The sequence below is a fragment of the Acinetobacter sp. 8I-beige genome (assembly GCF_902505955.1).
In the GTDB taxonomy this organism is placed as follows: Bacteria; Pseudomonadota; Gammaproteobacteria; order Pseudomonadales; family Moraxellaceae; genus Acinetobacter; species Acinetobacter johnsonii.
The window spans coordinates 1015464-1036115 of record NZ_LR732792.1 but is presented as its reverse complement, the minus strand read 5'-3'; the positions used below and the strand labels follow the sequence as shown (position 1 = coordinate 1036115).

Here is a 20652-nt window from a genome sequence, read left to right as displayed (position 1 = left end):
GCGTTATGGTTAATATTGATGAATTAGCTCCAATAGCGCTGTTTGTATATAATCGTCCAGAGCATACTAAGCGAACTATTGATGCTTTAAAAAATAATAAATTAGCAAATCAAAGTGAGTTATTTGTTTTTAGTGATTGGGCAAAAAATGATGAGAATATTAAAGATGTAGAAACAGTTAGAAAATATCTCAAAACTATTACAGGGTTTAAGAAAATTACAATTTATGAGAGAGAGAGTAATTGGGGACTAGCTCAATCAATTATTGATGGTGTAACAAATATTATAAATAAATATAATAAGATCATAGTGGTTGAGGATGATTTACTGGCTAGTCCGTATTTTTTATATTTTATGAATGATGCTTTATTTTTTTATGAAGATAAAGCCAAAGTTTGGCATATAAGTGGTTGGAATTATCCAATAGATTCATCCGAATTAGGGGAGTACTTTTTTTGGAATACTATGAATTGTTGGGGGTGGGCAACGTGGAAAAACAGATGGGAAAATTTCGAAAAGAACCCTAAGCGCCTTATTAGAGAGTGGTCTGAAGAGCAAATTAAACAATTTGATTTGGATAATTCGGGTATATTCTGGAGTCAAATACTTGCTAATATGGAAGGGAAAATAGATACGTGGGCTATTTTTTGGTATGCAACAATATTTGAACATGACGGATTATGCCTCAATCCTACGAAAACATTTGTAAAAAATTTTGGGCATGATGGTACAGGCACTAATTGTACAAAAAAAAATAATTATTTAGAAGGTGAGCTTAATTTGAAAAGGATAAATATAAAATCTAATCAAATTATTAATTCAACAAAAGCAACCATCTTAATTCAGAATTATTATGCCACTCCAAAAAGCATTTGGAAAAACTTAGCTAGAAAAATTAAACTATTCATATGTAGAAAATGAAATAGTGAGTGCAGTATTTATATGATAAGTTTTAACTAGTGAGTTCTTTAATGAATATTGATTTTTCTAATATTAGTTTTAATACATATGAAATAGAAGAGATAAATAAACTATTGGCTAGGCAAAAGGATGGGCTTAGTGATTTAGAGCAAATGTGGTATTTGATGGATTTAATATGGGATGATATGAGATGTGATAATGAAGACTTAAATTGGGAATCTATAGCTGCTTTTTATTCACATCCTGTATGGTTGTTGAATGGGTTTTTCATTGAACAAGATTCAGTATCTATGGAACATAGGCATAATATTAGTAATTGGATGATTACGCAAAGATTTGTTAATATTGTAGATTATGGGGGTGGATTTTGTACTTTAGCTCGTTTAATTGCAATAAAAGATGTCAAAATCAATGTTGATGTATACGAACCTCATCCAAGTGAATTTGGTTTAAAAAGAATAGCTGAATTTGATAATATAAAAATTATACAAAATTTAACTCAAAAATATGATTGTTTAGTTTCTACAGATGTTTTAGAGCATGTCCCTGATCCGTTGAAAGTTTTTTCGGTGATGGTTGATAGTGTAAAAGAAGATGGTTATTTAGTAGTAGCCAATGCTTTTTTTCCTATGATTAAATGCCATTTACCTCGAACTTTTCATTTAAGATATTCTTTCCCTTTTTTTGCAAAACTTATGGGACTGAAAAAAATAGGGTTATTGGATGGAAGTCATGCAACAATTTACCAAAAGATTAAAACTGCTCAACCCAATTGGTATACGATTCGTTTATTTGAATTGATATCTAAATTAGTATTTCCCCTTCTCGAAATATTAAAGAAAACCCTAAATTTTTTAAAAAGAATTAGTAGATGAAAATTGTACATTTTAATAAATCTGATCTTCATGGCGGTGCTGCTCGTGCAGCTTATCGTATTCACCATGCATTACGTAAGATTGATATAAATTCAACAATGCAAGTTGATAATGCTGTCTCAGAAGATTGGACTGTGCAAACATCTGAAAGTTTAATTTATGATTTAATTAAAAAAATACACAGACTTATATCGAAAACTGTAAAACGATTATTAAGAACAAAGAACCTTATTCTTCATTCACCTGCAATTTTTTCATCGGGGAGGGATAGGAAAATTAATAATAGTAATGCTGATATTGTACACTTACATTGGATACAAGGTGAAATGCTTTCAATTAAGGAAATTGGAAAGATAACGAAACCAATAGTTTGGACATTACATGATATGTGGGCATTCTGTGGTGCTGAGCACTATACCGAAAATAACCGCTATAAAGATGGGTATGTAAAATATAATCGACCTAATGATGAAGAAGGTTTTGATTTAAATCGTTGGACTTGGAATAAGAAATGCAAGTCTTGGAAAAGGCCAATTCATATTGTTACCCCTAGCCATTGGTTGGCTGATTGTGCGAAATCAAGTTATTTAATGAAAGATTGGTCAGTTACTGTTATTCCTAATGCTATTGATACAGACCAGTGGAAGTTTATAAACAAAGGTTACGCTCGTTCAATATTGACATTACCAGAGAATAAAAAATTGTTGCTATTTGGTGCTATGGGCGGAGGGAGCGATTTAAGAAAGGGTTTTGACTTATTATTATCGGCTTTACAAGTATTAAAAGAACAAGTTGCTGAAATTGAATTGGTTATTTTTGGGCAACTTGAACCAAGGGAGCCACTCCATTTAGGCTTTCCAATTCATTATATGGGACATTTATATGATGATGTGAGTTTAAATTTACTATATAGTGCGGCAGATATTATGTTGATTCCTTCGAGACAAGACAATTTGCCTAATACAGGTGTTGAGTCACTAGCTAGTGGGACTCCTATAGTTGCTTTTGATACTTGTGGGCTGTCAGATATTGTAAAGCATTGTAAAACAGGCTATTTAGCAGAAGCATTCGATATAAATGATTTTGCTAAAGGAATAGCGTGGATTTTAGAAAATGATCAACGATATGAAATTTTATCTAATAATTCACGGCAATTTGCTGTTAATAACTTTTCTTATTCTGTCGTTGCAGGAAAATATCGAACTTTATATGAAAAAGTTATGGAGCAGCAATGAAAAAAGCACTCATCACAGGAATTACAGGGCAAGATGGTTCTTATCTAGCAGAGTTTTTGCTGGAAAAAGGTTATGAAGTTCATGGGATTAAGCGTCGTACTTCAAATTTTAATACTCAGCGTATTGACCACATATATCAAGACCCACATGTAGATCACCAACGTTTAGTACTTCACTATGGGGACCTAACGGATTCATCTAATCTAACTCGTATTATCAATCAAGTTCAGCCAGATGAAATTTATAATTTGGCTGCGCAATCACATGTGGCAGTTAGTTTTGAGTCTCCAGAATATACTGCTGATGTCGATGCTTTAGGAACTTTGCGATTATTGGAAGCAATTCGTTTTTTAGGTTTAGAGAAGAAAACTAAGTTCTATCAAGCATCGACGTCTGAACTCTATGGTTTAGTGCAAGAGACTCCTCAGAAAGAAACAACGCCTTTCTATCCTCGTTCTCCTTATGCTGTGGCTAAACTTTATGCCTATTGGATCACGATCAATTATCGTGAAGCATATGGCATGTTTGCTTGCAATGGAATTTTGTTCAACCACGAGTCTCCAAGACGCGGTGAAACTTTTGTAACACGAAAAATTACTCGATCATTTGCAAATATGGCAGTGGGATTGGAAGAGTGTTTATACTTAGGAAATATGGATGCATTGCGAGATTGGGGGCATGCAAAAGACTATGTACAAATGCAATGGATGATGTTGCAACAAGAACATCCTCAAGATTACGTGATTGCAACAGGTGAGCAATATAGTGTTCGTCAGTTTGTTGAGTGGTCTGCTGAGGAGTTAGGTATTCAATTGCGTTTCGAAGGTTCAGGGGTTAATGAAATTGGAATTATTGAGTCTCTTTGTTCCGAAAATTGTCCAGCATTAAAAGTAGGGCAAATTGTTGTACGTGTTGACCCAAGATATTTTAGACCCACTGAAGTTGAAACCTTATTGGGTGATGCTTCAAAAGCAGAACATGAGTTGGGGTGGAAAGCCCAAATAAGTGTAAAAGAATTATGTGCTGAAATGGTTCAACATGATTTAAAGCTTGCTCAAAAAAATGCATTATTAAAACAACATGGTTATACCATAGATGTTTCTTTGGAAAAGTAAAACATGAGTTCACCGCGTATTTTTGTTGCAGGGCATCATGGGATGGTGGGCTCAGCAATTGTTAGACAACTTGCACAAAATTCAGATTGTGAAATTTTAATCGCATCTAAACAAGAGCTAGATTTGTGTGATCAAAATGCCGTTAATCATTTTTTAAAGCAGAACCAAATTGATCAAATTTACTTAGCAGCCGCAAAAGTAGGAGGGATAGGAGCAAATTCACAATATCCCGCTGATTTTATTTATAAAAATTTAATGATTCAGAATAACGTGATTCATGCTGCTCATTTGAATGATGTACAAAAATTACTATTTCTCGGATCTTCCTGCATTTATCCTAAGTTTGCTCAGCAACCTATTGCCGAAACTGAATTGCTGACTGGCTATTTAGAGCCATCAAATGAGCCTTATGCTATTGCAAAGATAGCGGGCATAAAAATGTGTGAAAGTTATAACCGTCAATATGGTCGTGATTATAGAAGTGTAATGCCAACCAACTTATATGGGGTAAATGATAATTTCCACCCAGAGAATAGCCATGTCGTTCCAGCATTGATACGTCGGATACATGAAGCAAAACACAATCATTATAAATCGGTTGTCATCTGGGGAACGGGACATCCATTACGTGAATTCTTATATGTAGATGATATGGCAGCTGCGTGTGTATATCTACAGAATTTGAATCTAGAAAGTTATGAACAATGTGTTAGTCCAATGATGTCTCATATTAATATTGGGACCAACGAGGAAGTATCTATTTCACAATTAGCAAGCGTAATCAAAGAGATTGTTGGTTATACTGGACAACTTATCTTTGATACAACTCAACCTGATGGAACACCTCGTAAACTCCTAAATAGTAAGAAAATAAATAATTTAGGTTGGAAATCAAAAATTGGGCTAAAACAAGGAATAAAAATCACGTATGATTGGTTTCTAGAAAATGAAAATCAATTAAGACAAGTCTAATTTGGGGGAAATGGATGATTGTTCCTGTGATTTTAGCGGGAGGTGCTGGTACTCGTTTGTGGCCATTATCTCGCACTAGCTACCCAAAACAATTTCTAAGATTACTGAATGAACATTCGTTATTGCAAAATACAATCTTAAGACTTAAAAATTTAGATTTACCTTTTGTTGACCCAATTATTATTTGTGGTGAAGAGCATCGTTTTATTGTGGCAGAGCAGTTACGTGAAATTGCTATTGAACAGGCAGATATTATTTTAGAACCCGTAGGTCGAAATACAGCTCCAGCAATCACACTTGCAGCACTACATGCACAAAAGAAATACCAACAAAAGGGGGTGAATTTATTTGTACTCTCGGCTGATCATGAAATTCAGAATCTTATTGCGTTCAAACAGAGCATTGAGCAAGCTTATAATTATCTCAAAGACTCTTCAATTGTTATATTTGGAATAGAGCCAGAATATCCTGAAACAGGCTATGGTTATATTAAATATAGTGAATTGATTGATTTTCAATCAATTTGTAAAGTTGATCGCTTTGTAGAAAAACCAAACTTAAAAAAAGCTGAAGAATATTTACAAATAGGCGGCTATGCATGGAATAGCGGTATGTTCATGTTTGATTTGGACGAGTTTTTTAATTTGATTGATCAATATGCTCAGGATGTAAAACAAACTTGTATTCAAGCTTATGAACAAGCCAGAGTTGATTTAGACTTTATTCGTATAGGTGTAACCGAATTTAAACAATGTCCAGATATTTCGATTGATTATGCATTAATCGAAAAAGTAAATAATTTGTTGATGGTAAAGTTAGATGCAGGTTGGAGTGACATTGGATCATGGGCTGCTCTTTGGAATATTCAAGAAAAAGACAAAGATCTTAATGTGATAAAAGGAGATGTTATACAGCTTCATAGTCAGAATAATTTGGTATATGCTACTGATAAATTAGTGAGTTTACTGGGTGTTGAAAATCTTATTGTTGTAGAGACAAAAGATGCATTGTTGATTGCAAATAAAAATTATATGCAGAATGTAAAGGACATTGTTCAAATTTTGAAAAAAAATGATCGAACAGAAGTTTCAGTGCATCGACAAGCTTTTAGGCCATGGGGGAAATATGAATGCATTGATGTTGGTTCTCGTTACCAAGTAAAACGTATTACTGTCAATACAGGTGAAAAATTATCTTTACAACTGCATCATCATCGAGCTGAACATTGGATTGTGGTGAAAGGAACTGCAAAAGTGAGAAAAGGGGATAGTAGCTTTTTACTAAGTGAAAATGAATCAACTTATATTTCAATTGGGGAAATTCATTCGTTAGAGAATCCGGGCTGCATACCGTTAGAATTAATAGAAATACAAACAGGTTCTTATTTAAGTGAGGATGATATTCAGCGGTTTGAAGATTTATATGGAAGAACACAACCATGATTGAAAATAATAAGTATAAGATAAGTGTAATTACTGCAGTTTATAATGCTGAATCTTGTATTCAAAATTTAATAGAAAGTTTAAGAGATCAACAAGATAAAGACTTTGAGTGGGTTGTAGTAGATGGAGCTTCAACAGATAAAACTTTGGAAATTTTGAAAAATATAAATGACTTAAATATTAAAATTATCTCAGAACCTGATTTTGGTATTTATGATGCTTTAAATAAGGGTGTACAAGCTTGTTCAGGTGAGTATTATTTGGTTGCTGGAGCTGATGATATATTTTTTCCAAATGCGATTCATAGCTATAAAATAGTAATTCAAAACGATATAAGTTTAATAACTGCGACTATTATTAAGGGAGGGCATAAATTAAAGGGCGGGAAGGGTCAATCCTGGATATATGGGCAGTTTCATTGGATTTCTGATCATGCTTTGGGGACATTAATTAAGAAAGAATTGCACAATGAATATGGGTTTTATTCACGAAAATTTCCTATAGCAGCAGATCAGCTTTTTATTAAAACTTGTTGCCAGAATGGTGAAAAAATTAAAAAAATAGAATGTGTTGTTGGTGAGTTTGGTTGCAATGGTGTAAGTTCCGTAGATAGTATTGGTACATGTACAGAATTTTTTAGAATTCAGTTGTTAACAGAGCGATATAAGTGGGTGCAATATATATTATTTGTATTAAAGTTGACAAAGAGAATATTACTAAGTAAATAGTTTTTTACTAATTTCAGACCACTGATGATTGTCAGATTGATTTAGAATTATTTTTCTTTCTTTAATTTGAAGATTTATTATTTTACATAACGATTCTATGTCGTTTACAAGTGCAAAATCATTAAGTGTTGCATGCTCAGATAAGTTAAAGTTTTGGGTAATATTCGACGATAGCGTTGCGACAATAGGTACTTGTATGGCAATATATTCCGCTATTTTACAAGAAGAAGCATTATTCAAAAACTCTGAATTTCTATAGGGTAAGGCGAGTAAATCACAGCATGCCATAGCAATAGGTACTTTGGAAAAAGGTATATTTCCAAGATAAGTAATAAATTTGTAATTCAAATTTAAATTCTCTCGTTTTTTCCCACTAAGTAAGATATATATATTTATATTTTGTTGCCTTAGTATTTTTACAGCTTCAATTAAATCATCAATACCACGCTCTTCTTCCATGCTCCCAAAATACCCAATATATATAACCTCTTAGCGCTGATGGTAGTGTGGAGTTATCCATGTGAGAGTAAGTCATCGCCAGCTCATTAATTCAAATCCCCCTCCGCTTATAGCTGAGGGGGATTTTTTTATGCACGAAAGGTTAAATAATATAAATAAAGAATTATTAAGAGGGAAAAATAAGAAGAAGTAATCAGATGAAAAGAGCTGGAAATAAGCTATCTATAAGGGCCTAAATAGTAAAAAGCCAGCATTTGCTGGCTTTTATATATTATTTGATGAAATCATTTAATTGCACACAGAAAATCTTATTAAAAGAACATGCATCATGAATTTCGCAGTTTAGGTATCGTATCTAGCTGTCGACGTGCATGTTTTAATGCCGTTCTTAAACCTTCTTCAAGGGTTGGGTGATAAAACGGTTTTTCCAAAATTTCATCGACGGTCAGTTGTTCTGAAATCATCCATGCCAGTAAATGGGCCAAATGTTCAGTAGATTCTGTGAGTAATTCAGCACCAAGTAGTTTTCGACTGCTTTTATCCACATACACGTCAATGGCCCCATGGTTTTTACCCAGAACTAATGCACGCCCTTGTTTAGCATAAGATACTTCGCCGATGACAAAATCGATAGGTGCACTTTGTAGTTGCTGAAAGTTTTGTCCAACCATTGCCATTTCTGGGCTACTAAACACGATGCCTAAAGGTGTTAAAGTTTTGACTGGTTCTATAGTGGGGAAGTTCAATGCATTTTTGACCGAAACTTTACCTTCGTGTGAGGCTTCATGTTGTAATGGAGTATCAGTATGTGCATCGCCAATGATAAAAATCGGATAGTCGGCGAGTTGTTTGGTCTCAGGATCAACAGGTAAATGTTTTAAGTCTGTGAATGAGGTGTCGATATTTTCGAGTTTAAGGGTATTTAAAAGACTGCTGCGTCCTGTAGCAACCAATAAATAATCGACGTTGAGTGTTTTAGGCTGACCATTTTCAATAAAACTAATTTCAACTTGATCGTTTATATACTTAATTTTAGTGGGTAAAACTTCGAACTTGATCTCAAGTTCAGTGCTAATTTCTGTTTGTGCCAACTGCTGCAATTTCGGGCTGGTCAGAACGCCGACTTTACGACTACGTGCAAAGACTGTGGTATTGACGCCAAGTCGTTGCATGGCTTGCGCAAGTTCAATCGCGATGACTCCGCTCCCAATCACCGCTAAAGATTTGGGTAAAGCATTGAGTTCAAAGATTTGATCGGAGGTGATGAGTCGATCACCAAGTTCATTCTTCCATGCTGGGTCAAAGCTAGGTGTGGAGCCTACAGCTAAAATAAAGCTTTTGGCTTGGTAGAGTTGCCCATTAACTTCGACCGTTTTTGCATCGACAAAGCGAGCACGACCCTGAATTTTATGAGACTCAGGCCAGCTCTCTACGGTTTTAAGGGTGCTATGAGTAAAGCGATCACGGAGTTTTTGTACGTGTTGCATGACCTGACTGCGGTCTATTTTTGACTCTACTTGCAATCCGACACGATCCGCATGTTGAATATCATGCATGCGATTTGCTGTAGAAATCAGCACTTTTGACGGCATGCAGCCGACACGTGCACAAGTAGTGTCCCATGGCCCATCATTAATGATTAATAGATTTTGTGTGGACTTCACGGCTTGTTGGTAGGCTGCGATACCCGCAGTTCCAGCCCCAATAATAATCAGATCATACATAAGTAAACGTTTATCTAAGCGAGACATACTCTATAGTTAACATATTCAGGGCTGTAGATGATTATATTTTGTAAAAAAACGGCACTAGATGCCGTCTTTACTTTCATTTGACTTATAAGCCAGTACCAACGCTTACCCCAACAGTAGGACGTACATTCATTGAACTACATGCTGTCATTAAGGTACAGCAGAGTAAAAGTAGCAACAGTTTATTCATGGAGTAATCCTCGTTGTTTTGCCTGATTGAACAGCAGACTAGAGCGAGCACCACTCTTACAGACCATTAAAATAGGCTTGGGCAATTCATTATAATATTTAGCAAATTCGACCACGTCTGTTTCAGAAATTTTACTGCTGGTAACCGGTTGGTAAATTACGCTGACTTTGGACTGTTCCGCAATATTACGCAGTTGATCAACGTGAACGGTATTACCTTGTTCTTGATCTGGTCGGTTGACAATGACCGACTTAAAACCTTGTTTTATCAACTGTTGAAACTTGTCTTGGGTCATTTCCCCTGAAATACTGAGCTGTGGGCTGAGTGCTTGACTCAGGTTATTCGTTGCCGCCCATAATGCACTGCTTGTTAAAATCAGAGCAGTGCAGATGACACTTTTAAACAACCGTTTAGTCATCTAACAGGTCCATTTGTTTCGCCAGTTGGTATAAGTTGTTTGAGCGATTACCAGTACGGCAGAACATTAAAACAGGTTTTGGTAGCTCATTGAAATGATTGGCAAAAGTGCGTACATCCATTTCTGTGATTTGCCCTGCAACCACAGGTTGATAGACATAATCGAGGCCTGCAATACGTGCTGCTTCTTCAATTTGAGCGCTGGTTGGTTGTTCTGGGCCACCTTCCATATCTGGGCGGTTATTGATCACAGATTTAAACCCTTTTTCAACCACTTGAACCAAATGTTCTGGGCCAATTTGACCTGCAAAGCCTACATTTTCGCTCATGCTGTCACTCCAAAATTAAACTAATCGAGATATGCTTTATGATAGCATTAAGCTGAAAGCTCAGCCTATGCTGTTGAAATATTTATAAGCGATTACAACCATAAAATAACGCAATGGAGCAGGTATGCACGCCTATACCGTTGAACCGCTATATGTCAAAAGTGGCCAAGAGGTCATTGCTGCGGATTTCTATCGTCCGAAAACTGAAGAAAAGCCAGCAGTGATTGTGATGGCCCATGGTTTGGCTGGGCTGCGCCAATTCAAACTGATCCAATTTGCGCAGCGTTTTGCACAAGCGGGTTATGCAGTCGTGTTATTTGACTACCGTTATTGGGGCGGTAGTACTGGACGTCCACGAGAATTGGTCTCGATTAAGAAACAGCTGGAAGACTGGCGGACTATGATTAACCACCTCAAAGAACGTAAGTCGATTGATAGTCGACGGATCGTGCTGTGGGGGACCGCGCTCAGTGGCGGTTATGTGCTCGATATCGCAGCAGAGTTCAAGAATGTACAGGCCGTGATGGCGCAAGTGCCTTTTGTAGATGGGGCAGCAAGTGCTAAGTTATATCCTTTGCAACAGTTCCCCAAAGCCTTAAAACTATCCAGCCAAGATTATATGGGGGGAAAAGTAGGGATGTCCCCGACTACTTTACCTGTGGTTGATCCACGTGAGTTATGTTTTTTGCCGACGCAAGATGCGTATTTGGGTTATCGTTCGATTATTAATCCTGATTATTATTGGAGTGGAGAGATACCTGCCCGACTCTTTTTTAATCTAATTCGTTATCGTCCCATTCAAAATGTCAGACAAATTAATATTCCTGTACTTTTCATTGCTGCCAAGCATGATAGTTTAATTCCGATCGAATCCAGTCGTGAAGCAGCCACCAATATTGCCCCTTTTGTTCAATATCATGAGTGGGAAATGCAGCATTTTGATATTTATCATGCCAGTTGGTTTGAAAAAGCCATTTCGACCCAATTAGAATTCTTACATCAACATATTGGAGTCAACTAAATGATTATCGTCTGTCCTACTTGTTTGGCCAAGAATCGTGTGCCTGAAGAGAAATTAAGTGCTAATCCGAGCTGTGGTCAATGCCACGCAGCGCTTTTACCTGCGGCACCGATTGAATTGAATGAGCAGAATTTTAGCCAGTTCATTAGCCATAGCGATTTACCTGTGTTTATTGATTTATGGGCAGAGTGGTGTGGTCCATGTAAAATGATGGCTCCGCACTTTGCTGAAGTGGCCAAGCAAAATCCGCAGGTTATTTTTGCTAAAATTAATACCGAAGAATCTCCGCGCTTGAGCAGTGCGTTTAACGTACGTAGTATTCCAACCTTAGTTTTAATGAATAAAACTACTGAAATTGCTAGAATAAGCGGTGCGCTCCGTGCGCCACAATTGCAACAATGGTTAGATCAACAGTTGCAAGCCCAGTCATAACGAAAATTGGAGTCAACGTGTCAGAGATTCATGTGAAACCAGAAGGGATGTTGTCTCTTCAGACAATTGCAATGCCAGCCGATACCAACTGGAGTGGAGATGTTTTTGGTGGTTGGATTGTGTCACAAATGGATTTGGCGGGTGCAATTCACGCAGAGCGTTTTAGTAAGGGACGCTGTGCAACGATTTCAATTAATCAGATGACGTTCTTAGTCCCAGTGAAAGTTGGCGATGTCATCAGTTGTTATACCAAACTGTTAAAAGTGGGCAATACGTCTATTCAGATGGAAATTGAAGTGTGGGATAGTCATGACAGTTCACGTCCGCCTGTACGTGTGACTGAAGGTGTATTTACCTTTGTTGCGGTTGATGTCAAAGGCAATAAACGTCAGATTCCAGCGGATGTTAAAGAAAAGTTTCTTGCGAGCCAATCCAACTAAGGTTTGAGTCGGTCTGCAAAAAAGCCAGTGTAATCACTGGCTTTTTTATTGTTATTCCACACAGTCCGATGGATTAAAACATGGTATTGCGGTTCGCGGACTCCGCGGGAATAGTTTGTATCACATCCCAGTGTTCTACAATTTTGCCTTGTTCGACGCGGAAAATATCGACAACGGCTTCACCACGATCTTGTGTATTTTGAGTGGAATGTACATGGAGCACCACCAAATCACCTTCGGCCACGACACGTTTGATGGTATTTTTTGCATCTGGATGTTCTTTAAAATACTGGGTGAAGTAGTTTACAAAAGGTGCTTTTCCGTCTGCAACATAGGGATTATGTTGAATGTATTGTGTACCAATATAGCGGTCAGAATAGGTTTGAACCTGATGTTTGCTAAAAACTCCTTCATAAAAGTCCACTACAAGTTTTTTATTTTGTTCGGTCAGGGCAGAGGCAGAATGGTGACTCGGCATTGTTGAAACAGATTCATTGGCGGGATTGTGCTGTTGGCAGGCCACCAGCCCTAAAGAAAATAGGGCAATCGCTAAAATTAGTCTTTTTTTCATCAAGTCAGCTCAAATATTCATGTTATGTAGCATGATTTTGAGCTGAGTCGAAACAAAGATATAGTAAGTTTTAGTCGCAGCTTTAGCGTATTGTTTTAAATTTTATACTTACCAAACAGTAAGTTATATTTACATTTTTACTTTTTTAATGATGCTTTGTCGAGCCACGCCCATAACATTTCACATTGAACAGGTGCTTCACCCGATTCATCCAGCACTGTCACAGAAACTAAAGTTTCACCTTTAGCGGTGGTTTGCATCAGCTGCTGCTGTTCTGGTGTTAAGGTGGCTGTCGCTGTCATGGCACCTTTACTTGGGCGTTTAAAGTCAACGTGCATGCTTTTAATCAGAACGATGCAATGGTCAGGCACATTCATCCCTGTTACAAAACCAGTTGCCGTTTCAGCAATCAAGGCCATGGCACAGGCATGCAGTTGACCAATATGGTTTTGCATGGCACGGTGATTTTCGATTTTGACCACGACTTCACTTGGGCTGACTTGCAAATAACGAATATTGGCACTGCCGACCATCGGAACTATGCGACCAAAAGCTTGACTCCATAATCGCGTACGCAACGCTTTCGGCAAGCGTGACGTGGTTTTTACAAGTTTTGATAAGCGATTGGACTTTTGCATAGTTACCTCAAATGATCAAACAAGAGTATTAGTCTTTAAAGTTATTGAACTGTAAAGGCAGACCAAATTGTTGTTCTTTTAAAAAGGTCATTACTTGTTGTAATGTATCGCGCTTTTTATCAGTCACACGAATTTTGTCGCCTTGAATTGAAGATTGCACTTTAATGCCGCTTTCTTTAATGGCCTTGTTAATTTTTTTTGCGGTATCTGAGTCAAGTCCGTCTTTTAATTTCACCACTTGAAGTACATTTTTACCTGAAGCAGTCATTTTTTGTGGATCAAGCGCTTGAATATCGACTTTACGCTTAAAGAAATGGTTCTCTAACATGGTGTACACTTGTTCACACTGGAAATCACTTTCAGTTGAAATTTTGATTTCTTTGTTTTTTTCATTGAGTTCAATTGAAACGTCCTGACCACGGAAGTCGAAACGGGTTGCGATTTCCTTTTGGGTGTTCTGAACGGCATGATTTACTTCAAAAATTTCTAATTCTGAAACAATATCAAAAGATGGCATGGATTAAACCTTTACAAATGGAAAGAATATCTGAGATGCTAGGGATGTTTTCTTCATTTGCCAAGTGTTGTTTACATCAAAGGAGTGCGCAATGATCCGTAAACAAGAAATTACAACATTTGAGTTCCCAGAGGATGCGATCATCTGGGATGTACGCGATTCAAGTGCTTATGCTGAAGCACACGTGAAAGGGGCGATTAATCAGCCAATCACAGAACTTTCAGCACAAAGCCTTACTCAAGTGTCGACGGATCAACCGATTTACATTTTATGTGGTGGCGGTAGTAAAGCGCCACGTGCTGCAGAGTTACTCGAAGGTTTTGACAGTGCGCGTGAGTATGTGATTTTAATGGGTGGTACCCGTGCTGCTCGTGATGCTGGTTTAGCCTTAGAACAAAGTCACTAAGCAGAAGCAAAAAAAGCGCCGTAAGGCGCTTTTTTAATGTCTTGGAAATGTGATTTTTTTCTATAACGCCATGCGCTGTCTTGAGTCATAAGCAAAACTAAGACGGCGTTTTAAAATAAGGCTTTTTGGCTTTGAGTTTTTTCTGGAATCGGGTCGGGCTAAACTTTTGTAGCAGTGACTCAGGAACGGGGCAGGCCTCTTTCAGTATCTGCGCTGCTAAAATTTCACTACATAAAGGCGCAAACAAAAAGCCTTTAGAACCCAAGCCAGCAAAGCTATAAATTTCAGACTGTTCAGACATTTTTCCAAGGACTGGAAAATAGTCCAAACTTTGCGCGCGAACGGATGCACGGCCTTGCCAATTCGTTACGTCAGGAAGTGATTGTGCATAATCTGGAAAGACACTGTGGATAAGCTCGTAGTTATGCACATGGTCTTCAAGCAAAACATCGCTGTCATCCCGATTGGGATGGAAGGATGCACCTAAAATGAACTGTTGAGCATCAAGCTGCATACAATAGCCGCCATAGCTATAAGCTTGATTGAGGGTTAAAGGTTGTGCGGTGTTCTCCACCCAACTGACTTGTCCGCGAATGGGCTTCAGCACGGGGTACTGCTCAAAGAAAGCAGCCGTGTGGCGTGCACAACACACAATCACATGATCAAACTGACCTAAAGATTGGGCTTGTGCATTGAAAAGTTCATTGTGCTCTGGGTGGATTTGAGTAATGTTGGCTTGTACGAACTGAATGAGCGGATGCGCTAAGATTTGATCTTTGAGTTGATGTGGTGATACAGCGCCGGCTTCGGTTAAATTCAGACTAGGATATTCAGTAATTAACGCAGAATCAGCAGCGGTTTCGGCTGTCAAAAGACCCGCAGGATATTGTTGTTCGAGATCGAGTAAGTCTTCGGCTTTTTTCAGTGCCAGTTGATGTACTTGAATGGGGCGAAAAGCCTGAAACTTGGGATAGTGCTGTAAAGCATGTTGCCAAGCCAAAGTCATTAAATGTTCATGACTTTGTTCAATCGGACAAAGTTTGGGATTAAGTAAGGCCAGCGGATTGCCTGAACCTCCTGCAAGTGGCTCAGATTGGTCGTAGAGCGTGACTTGGTGCCCACGTTCAGCAAAGGCCCATGCACTAGTTAAACCTGCAATCCCTGCGCCAATGATAGCAATCTGGCGTTGTTTAAAAGTGTGTGGTACTTGATCAGGTTGATTTTGATTTAATACTGATTGGGTATCTACAGCATCTGATGTATTTTCAGGCTCAGCAGATAACCAGATGGCTTTCAGCATTTCGCGTTTATGCTTATAGCCACGCGGACGTGAAATAGAAATACCATGCTGTGTTAAACCACGTTTGAGCACGCCTGCGACACTAAATGAAGAAAATGTCGTTCCAACACCAGATAAGCGAACGATGTGATTCAGTACTTGCTCTTCCCATATGTCTGGGTTACAGGCAGGTGCAAAACCATCGAGGAACCATGCGTTAACGCTACTGGTTTTTGCCATGCTAGGGAAAAAATCTTGTGCATCGCCTAACCAAAGGTCAAGGCTGAAACGTTCCTCAGGGAAGCTCAGGCGATGACAACCCGCAATTGGGTGCGGGTACTGTGCGATCAGTTGATCGGCGATCGGTTTGAGTTCAGGCCAGACATTGAGTGCACGTATTAGATCAGTCTTAGACAGCGGAAATTTCTCAACTGAAATGGCATGAAGGTGGCTGTGGTTATTTGGGCGCACCTGTTGCCAAAGTTGCCAAAGTGCCAAGATGTTGAGCCCTGTGCCAAAGCCTGTTTCACCAACACTAAAATATTCAAAGGGCTGAAGATTGGACAGGCGCTCAGATAAATCATTGCCATTTAAAAAGACATGGCGAGTTTCGAGTAGACCATTGTCTTTGGAAAAATAGACATCGCCAAATTGTTTTGAGACTGGCACATCTATGCCACCAATCTGTTGCCACTCTAAATCGGCAGTTTGAATTGCACGCGACACAACCACAGCACCCTATTGTTTTCAATAGGGCTTAGCTTACCACTGACGACGACGTTTGGTGTAAACGTAACTGGCAATTAAGAAACCCAGTAATACGCCAACAGCAATGGTCGCCGCGCCGTAGAGAAACATTTGCGCACTGCGTTCGCTTTGTAAGACTTGTACTTGTACACCGAGGCTATCATTTTTGAGTTGTAGCTCTTGGTTTTGCGCCAAAGCATCAAGGTTGGCTTTTTCCAATTGTGCAAGACGTGAAGCTTGGTCTTTGACCAGTGCTTTGACTTTGGCATCTTGCAATGCTTTGTTCTTTGCCAGTTGTTCAGTGGTGAGTGGTTTGGCTTCTTGTGGTTGACCTGTTGGGCTAACTGTGGCCACTGCTGGAATGATTTTCGGTTGAGTTGTACTGCCTTGCACTTGAACAGGTGCGGCAGTCGTTGCTGGTACAGCAGAGGCTACACTCGGGGCAGGAGCGGTTTCAACGGCCCACACCATAGAAGAAAAAAGAGATAAGCCCAATAAGCTTGTGACAACAACGCGCATGACCTTATCCTTGAGGGAATGCTTTATTAAATGGTTTAACATCAATCTGACGATAAACCCCTGCTTTTAAGAATGGCTCTTCCTGTAACCAGACATCGAGTGCTTCACGTGAGTCAAAGTCAACAATGATCGTACTGCCGTAAAAGCCTGCTTGCGGATTGCTTGGATCTTTCGGCATCGCTCCTGCAACAATTAAACGACCTTCGTCATTGAGCTTTTGTAAACGAGCAAGATGTTCTGGACGTGTAGCAAGACGTTTTTCGACTGTACCTTCTTGATCGGTACATGTGACGACGAATAGCGGCATAAGAGTTCTCGATGTATGTTCTGGCTAAATTACTCTTCAGAAGATTTAAAGTATTTACGCAATACAATAAACTGAATAATGATAAAGGAAAACATCACGATCATGTCACCAAAAGCCGTGAATTCTCCCCAATATTTTCCGTCCATAAATAAAAATGCGAAAAATACGTGTAAAAAAGACATGAGGGCAAACATAGCAGCCCATGCAAAGTTTAAATTTTTCCAACCTGCGTCGGTTAAATTGAAGATTGGGCCAAACAAGCGTTTGATCAGCGGTTTGCGTTCTTTGCCAAAATAAGGAGAAAGTAAGAAAGCGCCTGAGAAAATAATATTCAGTAAGGCCGCTTTGAGTTTGATGTAAAAGTCATCCGACAGCATTAAGGTGACACCGCCGAAAATAACCGTCATAAACAACACAATCCACTGTTGTTTGTCTAAACGGAACTTTTGCATAAAGAACAGTGCGCCGTAAACCACCAGCATCGAAATAATCAGACCTGTGGTGGCTACAAGAATATTATTATTATCGACACCCCCAGCAGAACCAATCAATTGGAGCAATGGGTGATCAGTATTTTTAGGATCTACAGTTTTATATAAATAAAAGAAAATTATCAGCGGCACAAAGTCTAAAAGTGCTTTCATGTTAGAGTATCTAAATCTGTTCAAATAAATAGCTAGTATAAGTGATGGAAGGCGTAGATTTACATACTCACAGCAATATTTCTGATGGTACTTTCACACCGAAGCAATTGGTTGATGCTGCTGCGGAAAAAGGCATCCACACCTTGGCTTTGACAGACCATGACACCATGGATGGTCTCGCGTTGGCAGAGTTGGCTGCAAAGTCGCATGCGATGCGTATTATTTCGGGTGTAGAAATTTCGAGTCAGTGGTCGAGACCCTCAACCCAGAAAAACTATGGTGTGCATGTGGTTGCATTGAATATGCAAGATCTAGAGCCACTGCAAAAATGCCTTGAACAGCAAAAACAAATCCGTGCGCGACGTGCTAAGCAAATCTGTGATTTGTTGATTCCATTGATTGGTGAAGATATTTATCTCGATGTTTTAGCGAAAGTTGAACAGATGCCTGACCGTGTGACTCGAACGCATATTGCCAAGACCTTGGTTGAAAAAAAGTATGTGAGTCGTGCGCAACAAGCGTTTGATAAATATATTAAGGAAGGTAAGAAAGCCTACGTGAAATTTGATGGGCTGGGTTTAGAAGAAACCATTCAAGTGATTCATGCCAGTGGTGGTTTTGCCGTATTGGCGCATCCGACACGGTATGACTTATCTGCTACGAACATTCGTTATCTGATTGAAATATTTGCGCAGTTTGGTGGGGATGCGGTTGAGTTGCCGCCCAATGTCGAACCGACATCTACCCGTCAAATGGTGGACCGAATGATTGCCGAGCATGGTTTAAAAGTATCGGTCGGGAGTGACTTTCATGGCGACAATATGCCGTGGATTAAGTTGGGCAATATTCCCAGAGTTAAAGACGGGCAAGTGGGGATTTGGGAAAGTTTTGTCTAAAGATTTTTGACCATTCCTACCTTCTCCAAGAGCTATATAGCCTAAGAGAAGGTAAGCATGAGCTCGATTAGAGTAAGTTATTGTCTTGTGCTTGAATGGGGGGGGGAGTCGGTTTACCTAAAGTCCCAAGCAGTTCAATTTCGATGGTACGTACCATCGAGTCCAGCGGCAAGTCATTACTTTGCGTTCCGAAAGGTTCTTCAATTTCCGAGCTTAAAGCATCGAGTCCTAAGAAAGTATAGGCCAACACACCAACCAATAGCGGGGTGAAAATACCCAAGGTTGAGCCTAAGCTGAACGGTAAAATGAGACAGAAAAAATACACCGTACGATTGAGTAATACCGAGTAGGCAAAAGGTAGCGGCGTTGTCGCAATACGGTCACAACCGGTTTGCACCACACTCAAGTCAGCAACGTGCTGATTTAGCTGCGCATACACAATGTCACTAATTTCACCTTCTTTTAATGCCTGCATCAACTCCCACTGAATTAAGCTGAGCGTGTACTGCGGGGCATTGGCTTGTTGATATAGCTGAGTCAGTGCATTTTGACTTAAGCCACTGGTCTGCACCAATTCTGTTGGATTGGCTGTTTGATGGCGTAAACGGTCACGCAAGACATTGGCAAAGACAATGACATGTTGAATCACACGTTCACGACGACCTTGAGTCAAGATACGACAGTCACGGTCAAAGTGACGCGAGTTAGCAATTAAAATGCCCCATAACTTCCGCGCTTCCCACCAACGGTCATAGCAGGCACTATTTTTAAAGCCGAGGAAAATAGAAAGTACCACCCCAATGAGGGTGAAGCCGACCAAAGGCAGTTCAGGGAAGTGGAAATAGCCGACATAGGACAAAATGCCAATAATGGCGGAGACCAACATGACCACGCCCAAAGGGGGTAAAACTTTGGGAAGAATGGTGCCACGCCATGAAAAAAGCACCTTAAAAATACTTGGCTGATCACGCACAATCATGTGATTAGAATTCTTTTAAAATTTTGCTTGATCTTCATATTTGTCGTCGTATTTGTCAATCATTTGTCTGCATATTTAAACGGATTGGATCAGGCCGTGTTCAGCAAAAGAAAAAGCACCTTCGGGTGATAAAATGAAATGATCAATCACTTGAATATCCACGAGCTGAGTGGCTTGAAGAATGCGCTCGGTCAGTTCGATGTCCGCCGTGGAGGGTTGAGCTTTTCCAAGCGGATGGTTATGGGCAAGCACCATGAATGTAGCGTGTTGAGCAATACAGTAACGTAGCAATTGATTGATCGATATTTCACAAGAATTGACTGCGCCAAAAAACAATTTTTTAAAGTTTATTTTTCTTAAATGTGCATCTAAGCAGAGCACCGCAAAGACTTCTTGGTTTTCGCCAGAAAATTCATACTGTAAAAACTTGAGCAGTTGAGCTGAATGATTGAGTTCCAACTTGTGTTGCTTGAGCTGCTGGCTGCCGTAACGTCGCCCCAATTCTTTGACGGCCATTAATTGTGAATACTTGGTCGGGCCAATGCCGTGAAACTGGCTGAGCTCGGGCAGTTCAGCATCGAAAACCGCATTCAGACTACCAAAATGTTGCAACAAAAGACGTGCCAATTCGACTGCAGAATGTTGTGTTGAACCCGAGCGGATGAAAATAGCCAGCAGTTCTGCATCGGATAGGCTGGCTGGCCCTTGTTGTAATAAGCGTTCACAAGGCCGTTCTTGTTCAGGCCATTTTTTTATGGATAAGTGCATTATTTTATACTTTTTTATTCTTAATCCGAGAAACAGGGCCCAATCGATGATTGGG

Annotated in this window: 25 protein-coding genes; 12 read left to right on the top strand and 13 right to left on the bottom strand. The window is 39.2% G+C overall.

Features of this window, described 5'->3' with window-relative positions; translation table 11 throughout:
- Positions 1 to 5 precede the first annotated feature (5 nt).
- Genes GVX98_RS15320 through GVX98_RS15290 form a run of 7 tightly spaced genes read left to right on the top strand, consistent with a single transcriptional unit; the run spans position 6 to position 7287 of the window.
- Positions 6 to 920, top strand: coding sequence for a glycosyltransferase (locus GVX98_RS15320; RefSeq protein WP_216070685.1), 915 nt, complete (start codon positions 6 to 8; stop codon positions 918 to 920).
- 50 nt (positions 921 to 970) lie between these two features.
- Positions 971 to 1795 (top strand): methyltransferase domain-containing protein, encoded by an 825-nt coding sequence (locus tag GVX98_RS15315; RefSeq protein ID WP_159128550.1) that lies wholly within the window; start codon positions 971 to 973, stop codon positions 1793 to 1795.
- The gene (locus GVX98_RS15310; protein WP_159128549.1) at positions 1792 to 3030 is read left to right on the top strand and encodes a glycosyltransferase family 4 protein; all 1239 of its coding nucleotides are present in this window, start codon (positions 1792 to 1794) and stop codon (positions 3028 to 3030) included. Before GVX98_RS15315 ends, GVX98_RS15310 begins: the two co-directional genes overlap by 4 nt.
- Positions 3027 to 4145, top strand: a complete 1119-nt coding sequence (gene gmd / locus GVX98_RS15305) for a GDP-mannose 4,6-dehydratase (protein ID WP_159128548.1) — start codon at positions 3027 to 3029, stop codon at positions 4143 to 4145. Before GVX98_RS15310 ends, gmd begins: the two co-directional genes overlap by 4 nt.
- 3 nt (positions 4146 to 4148) lie before the next feature.
- Complete coding sequence (locus tag GVX98_RS15300) at positions 4149 to 5117, top strand: GDP-L-fucose synthase (RefSeq protein ID WP_159128547.1); 969 nt, start codon at positions 4149 to 4151, stop codon at positions 5115 to 5117.
- A gap of 14 nt (positions 5118 to 5131) precedes the next feature.
- Positions 5132 to 6559 carry a mannose-1-phosphate guanylyltransferase/mannose-6-phosphate isomerase gene (locus GVX98_RS15295; RefSeq protein WP_159128546.1) on the top strand — a complete coding sequence of 476 codons (1428 nt, stop codon included), beginning with the start codon at positions 5132 to 5134 and terminating at the stop codon, positions 6557 to 6559.
- Positions 6556 to 7287 (top strand): glycosyltransferase, encoded by a 732-nt coding sequence (locus GVX98_RS15290; protein ID WP_159128545.1) that lies wholly within the window; start codon positions 6556 to 6558, stop codon positions 7285 to 7287. The genes GVX98_RS15295 and GVX98_RS15290 overlap by 4 nt, the downstream gene beginning before the upstream one ends.
- Here the strand turns inward: GVX98_RS15290 and GVX98_RS15285 are convergent.
- The 4 genes from GVX98_RS15285 to GVX98_RS15270 all read right to left on the bottom strand — a co-directional run bounded on the left by GVX98_RS15285 (position 7276) and on the right by GVX98_RS15270 (position 10433).
- Positions 7276 to 7764 (bottom strand): glycosyltransferase, encoded by a 489-nt coding sequence (locus GVX98_RS15285; RefSeq protein WP_228716307.1) that lies wholly within the window; start codon positions 7762 to 7764, stop codon positions 7276 to 7278. The genes GVX98_RS15290 and GVX98_RS15285 overlap by 12 nt on opposite strands.
- A 308-nt stretch (positions 7765 to 8072) precedes the next feature.
- Positions 8073 to 9470, bottom strand: a complete 1398-nt coding sequence (locus GVX98_RS15280; RefSeq protein WP_171503379.1) for a dihydrolipoyl dehydrogenase — start codon at positions 9468 to 9470, stop codon at positions 8073 to 8075.
- 209 nt (positions 9471 to 9679) lie between these two features.
- Positions 9680 to 10105, bottom strand: coding sequence for a sulfur transferase domain-containing protein (locus tag GVX98_RS15275; protein ID WP_004983427.1), 426 nt, complete (start codon positions 10103 to 10105; stop codon positions 9680 to 9682).
- Positions 10098 to 10433 carry a TIGR01244 family sulfur transferase gene (locus GVX98_RS15270; protein ID WP_004983428.1) on the bottom strand — a complete coding sequence of 112 codons (336 nt, stop codon included), beginning with the start codon at positions 10431 to 10433 and terminating at the stop codon, positions 10098 to 10100. Before GVX98_RS15270 ends, GVX98_RS15275 begins: the two co-directional genes overlap by 8 nt.
- Before the next feature lie 124 nt (positions 10434 to 10557).
- On the opposite strand from GVX98_RS15270, the gene GVX98_RS15265 reads away from it, so the two are divergent.
- From GVX98_RS15265 to GVX98_RS15255, 3 genes are read left to right on the top strand one after another with little or no spacing between them, the layout of a single operon-like run.
- Complete coding sequence (locus GVX98_RS15265; protein ID WP_058870325.1) at positions 10558 to 11454, top strand: alpha/beta hydrolase; 897 nt, start codon at positions 10558 to 10560, stop codon at positions 11452 to 11454.
- Positions 11455 to 11886, top strand: a complete 432-nt coding sequence (trxC, locus tag GVX98_RS15260) for a thioredoxin TrxC (protein WP_004697614.1) — start codon at positions 11455 to 11457, stop codon at positions 11884 to 11886.
- A gap of 17 nt (positions 11887 to 11903) precedes the next feature.
- Positions 11904 to 12326 (top strand): acyl-CoA thioesterase, encoded by a 423-nt coding sequence (locus GVX98_RS15255; protein ID WP_004697616.1) that lies wholly within the window; start codon positions 11904 to 11906, stop codon positions 12324 to 12326.
- A gap of 73 nt (positions 12327 to 12399) precedes the next feature.
- On the opposite strand, the gene GVX98_RS15250 is transcribed toward GVX98_RS15255, so the two are convergent.
- The 3 genes from GVX98_RS15250 to GVX98_RS15240 form a co-directional block, all read right to left on the bottom strand.
- Complete coding sequence (locus GVX98_RS15250) at positions 12400 to 12897, bottom strand: ester cyclase (RefSeq protein WP_159128542.1); 498 nt, start codon at positions 12895 to 12897, stop codon at positions 12400 to 12402.
- A 137-nt stretch (positions 12898 to 13034) separates the two neighbouring features.
- Entirely contained in the window at positions 13035 to 13535 is a 501-nt protein-coding gene (locus tag GVX98_RS15245) for a DUF4442 domain-containing protein (protein WP_159128541.1), read from the bottom strand.
- Positions 13536 to 13563: 28 nt separating this feature from the next.
- Entirely contained in the window at positions 13564 to 14052 is a 489-nt protein-coding gene (locus tag GVX98_RS15240; protein ID WP_004697619.1) for a YajQ family cyclic di-GMP-binding protein, read from the bottom strand.
- A gap of 91 nt (positions 14053 to 14143) precedes the next feature.
- Between GVX98_RS15240 and GVX98_RS15235 the strand changes: the two genes are divergently transcribed.
- On the top strand, positions 14144 to 14458 hold the full coding sequence (locus GVX98_RS15235; RefSeq protein WP_159128540.1) for a rhodanese-like domain-containing protein: 315 nt from the start codon (positions 14144 to 14146) through the stop codon (positions 14456 to 14458).
- Between the two features lie 97 nt (positions 14459 to 14555).
- On the opposite strand, the gene mnmC is transcribed toward GVX98_RS15235, so the two are convergent.
- From mnmC to GVX98_RS15215, 4 genes are read right to left on the bottom strand one after another with little or no spacing between them, the layout of a single operon-like run.
- Positions 14556 to 16463: an FAD-dependent 5-carboxymethylaminomethyl-2-thiouridine(34) oxidoreductase MnmC gene (gene mnmC / locus GVX98_RS15230; protein WP_159128539.1), complete on the bottom strand. Its 1908-nt coding sequence runs from the start codon at positions 16461 to 16463 to the stop codon at positions 14556 to 14558.
- A gap of 36 nt (positions 16464 to 16499) precedes the next feature.
- Positions 16500 to 17003, bottom strand: a complete 504-nt coding sequence (locus GVX98_RS15225) for a hypothetical protein (protein ID WP_159128538.1) — start codon at positions 17001 to 17003, stop codon at positions 16500 to 16502.
- Positions 17004 to 17007: 4 nt separating this feature from the next.
- Positions 17008 to 17310: a YciI family protein gene (locus GVX98_RS15220; RefSeq protein WP_004697623.1), complete on the bottom strand. Its 303-nt coding sequence runs from the start codon at positions 17308 to 17310 to the stop codon at positions 17008 to 17010.
- Positions 17311 to 17339: 29 nt separating this feature from the next.
- Complete coding sequence (locus GVX98_RS15215; RefSeq protein WP_004983445.1) at positions 17340 to 17954, bottom strand: inner membrane-spanning protein YciB; 615 nt, start codon at positions 17952 to 17954, stop codon at positions 17340 to 17342.
- Between the two features lie 44 nt (positions 17955 to 17998).
- Here GVX98_RS15215 and GVX98_RS15210 point away from each other — a divergent pair, with 44 nt between their 5' ends.
- The gene (locus GVX98_RS15210; protein ID WP_114837575.1) at positions 17999 to 18850 is read left to right on the top strand and encodes a PHP domain-containing protein; all 852 of its coding nucleotides are present in this window, start codon (positions 17999 to 18001) and stop codon (positions 18848 to 18850) included.
- 67 nt (positions 18851 to 18917) lie between these two features.
- On the opposite strand, the gene GVX98_RS15205 is transcribed toward GVX98_RS15210, so the two are convergent.
- Both GVX98_RS15205 and radC read right to left on the bottom strand, forming a co-directional pair.
- On the bottom strand, positions 18918 to 19829 hold the full coding sequence (locus GVX98_RS15205) for a bestrophin family protein (RefSeq protein ID WP_004697627.1): 912 nt from the start codon (positions 19827 to 19829) through the stop codon (positions 18918 to 18920).
- 75 nt (positions 19830 to 19904) lie between these two features.
- Positions 19905 to 20597 carry a DNA repair protein RadC gene (gene radC, locus GVX98_RS15200; RefSeq protein ID WP_159128537.1) on the bottom strand — a complete coding sequence of 231 codons (693 nt, stop codon included), beginning with the start codon at positions 20595 to 20597 and terminating at the stop codon, positions 19905 to 19907.
- Positions 20598 to 20652 lie beyond the last annotated feature (55 nt).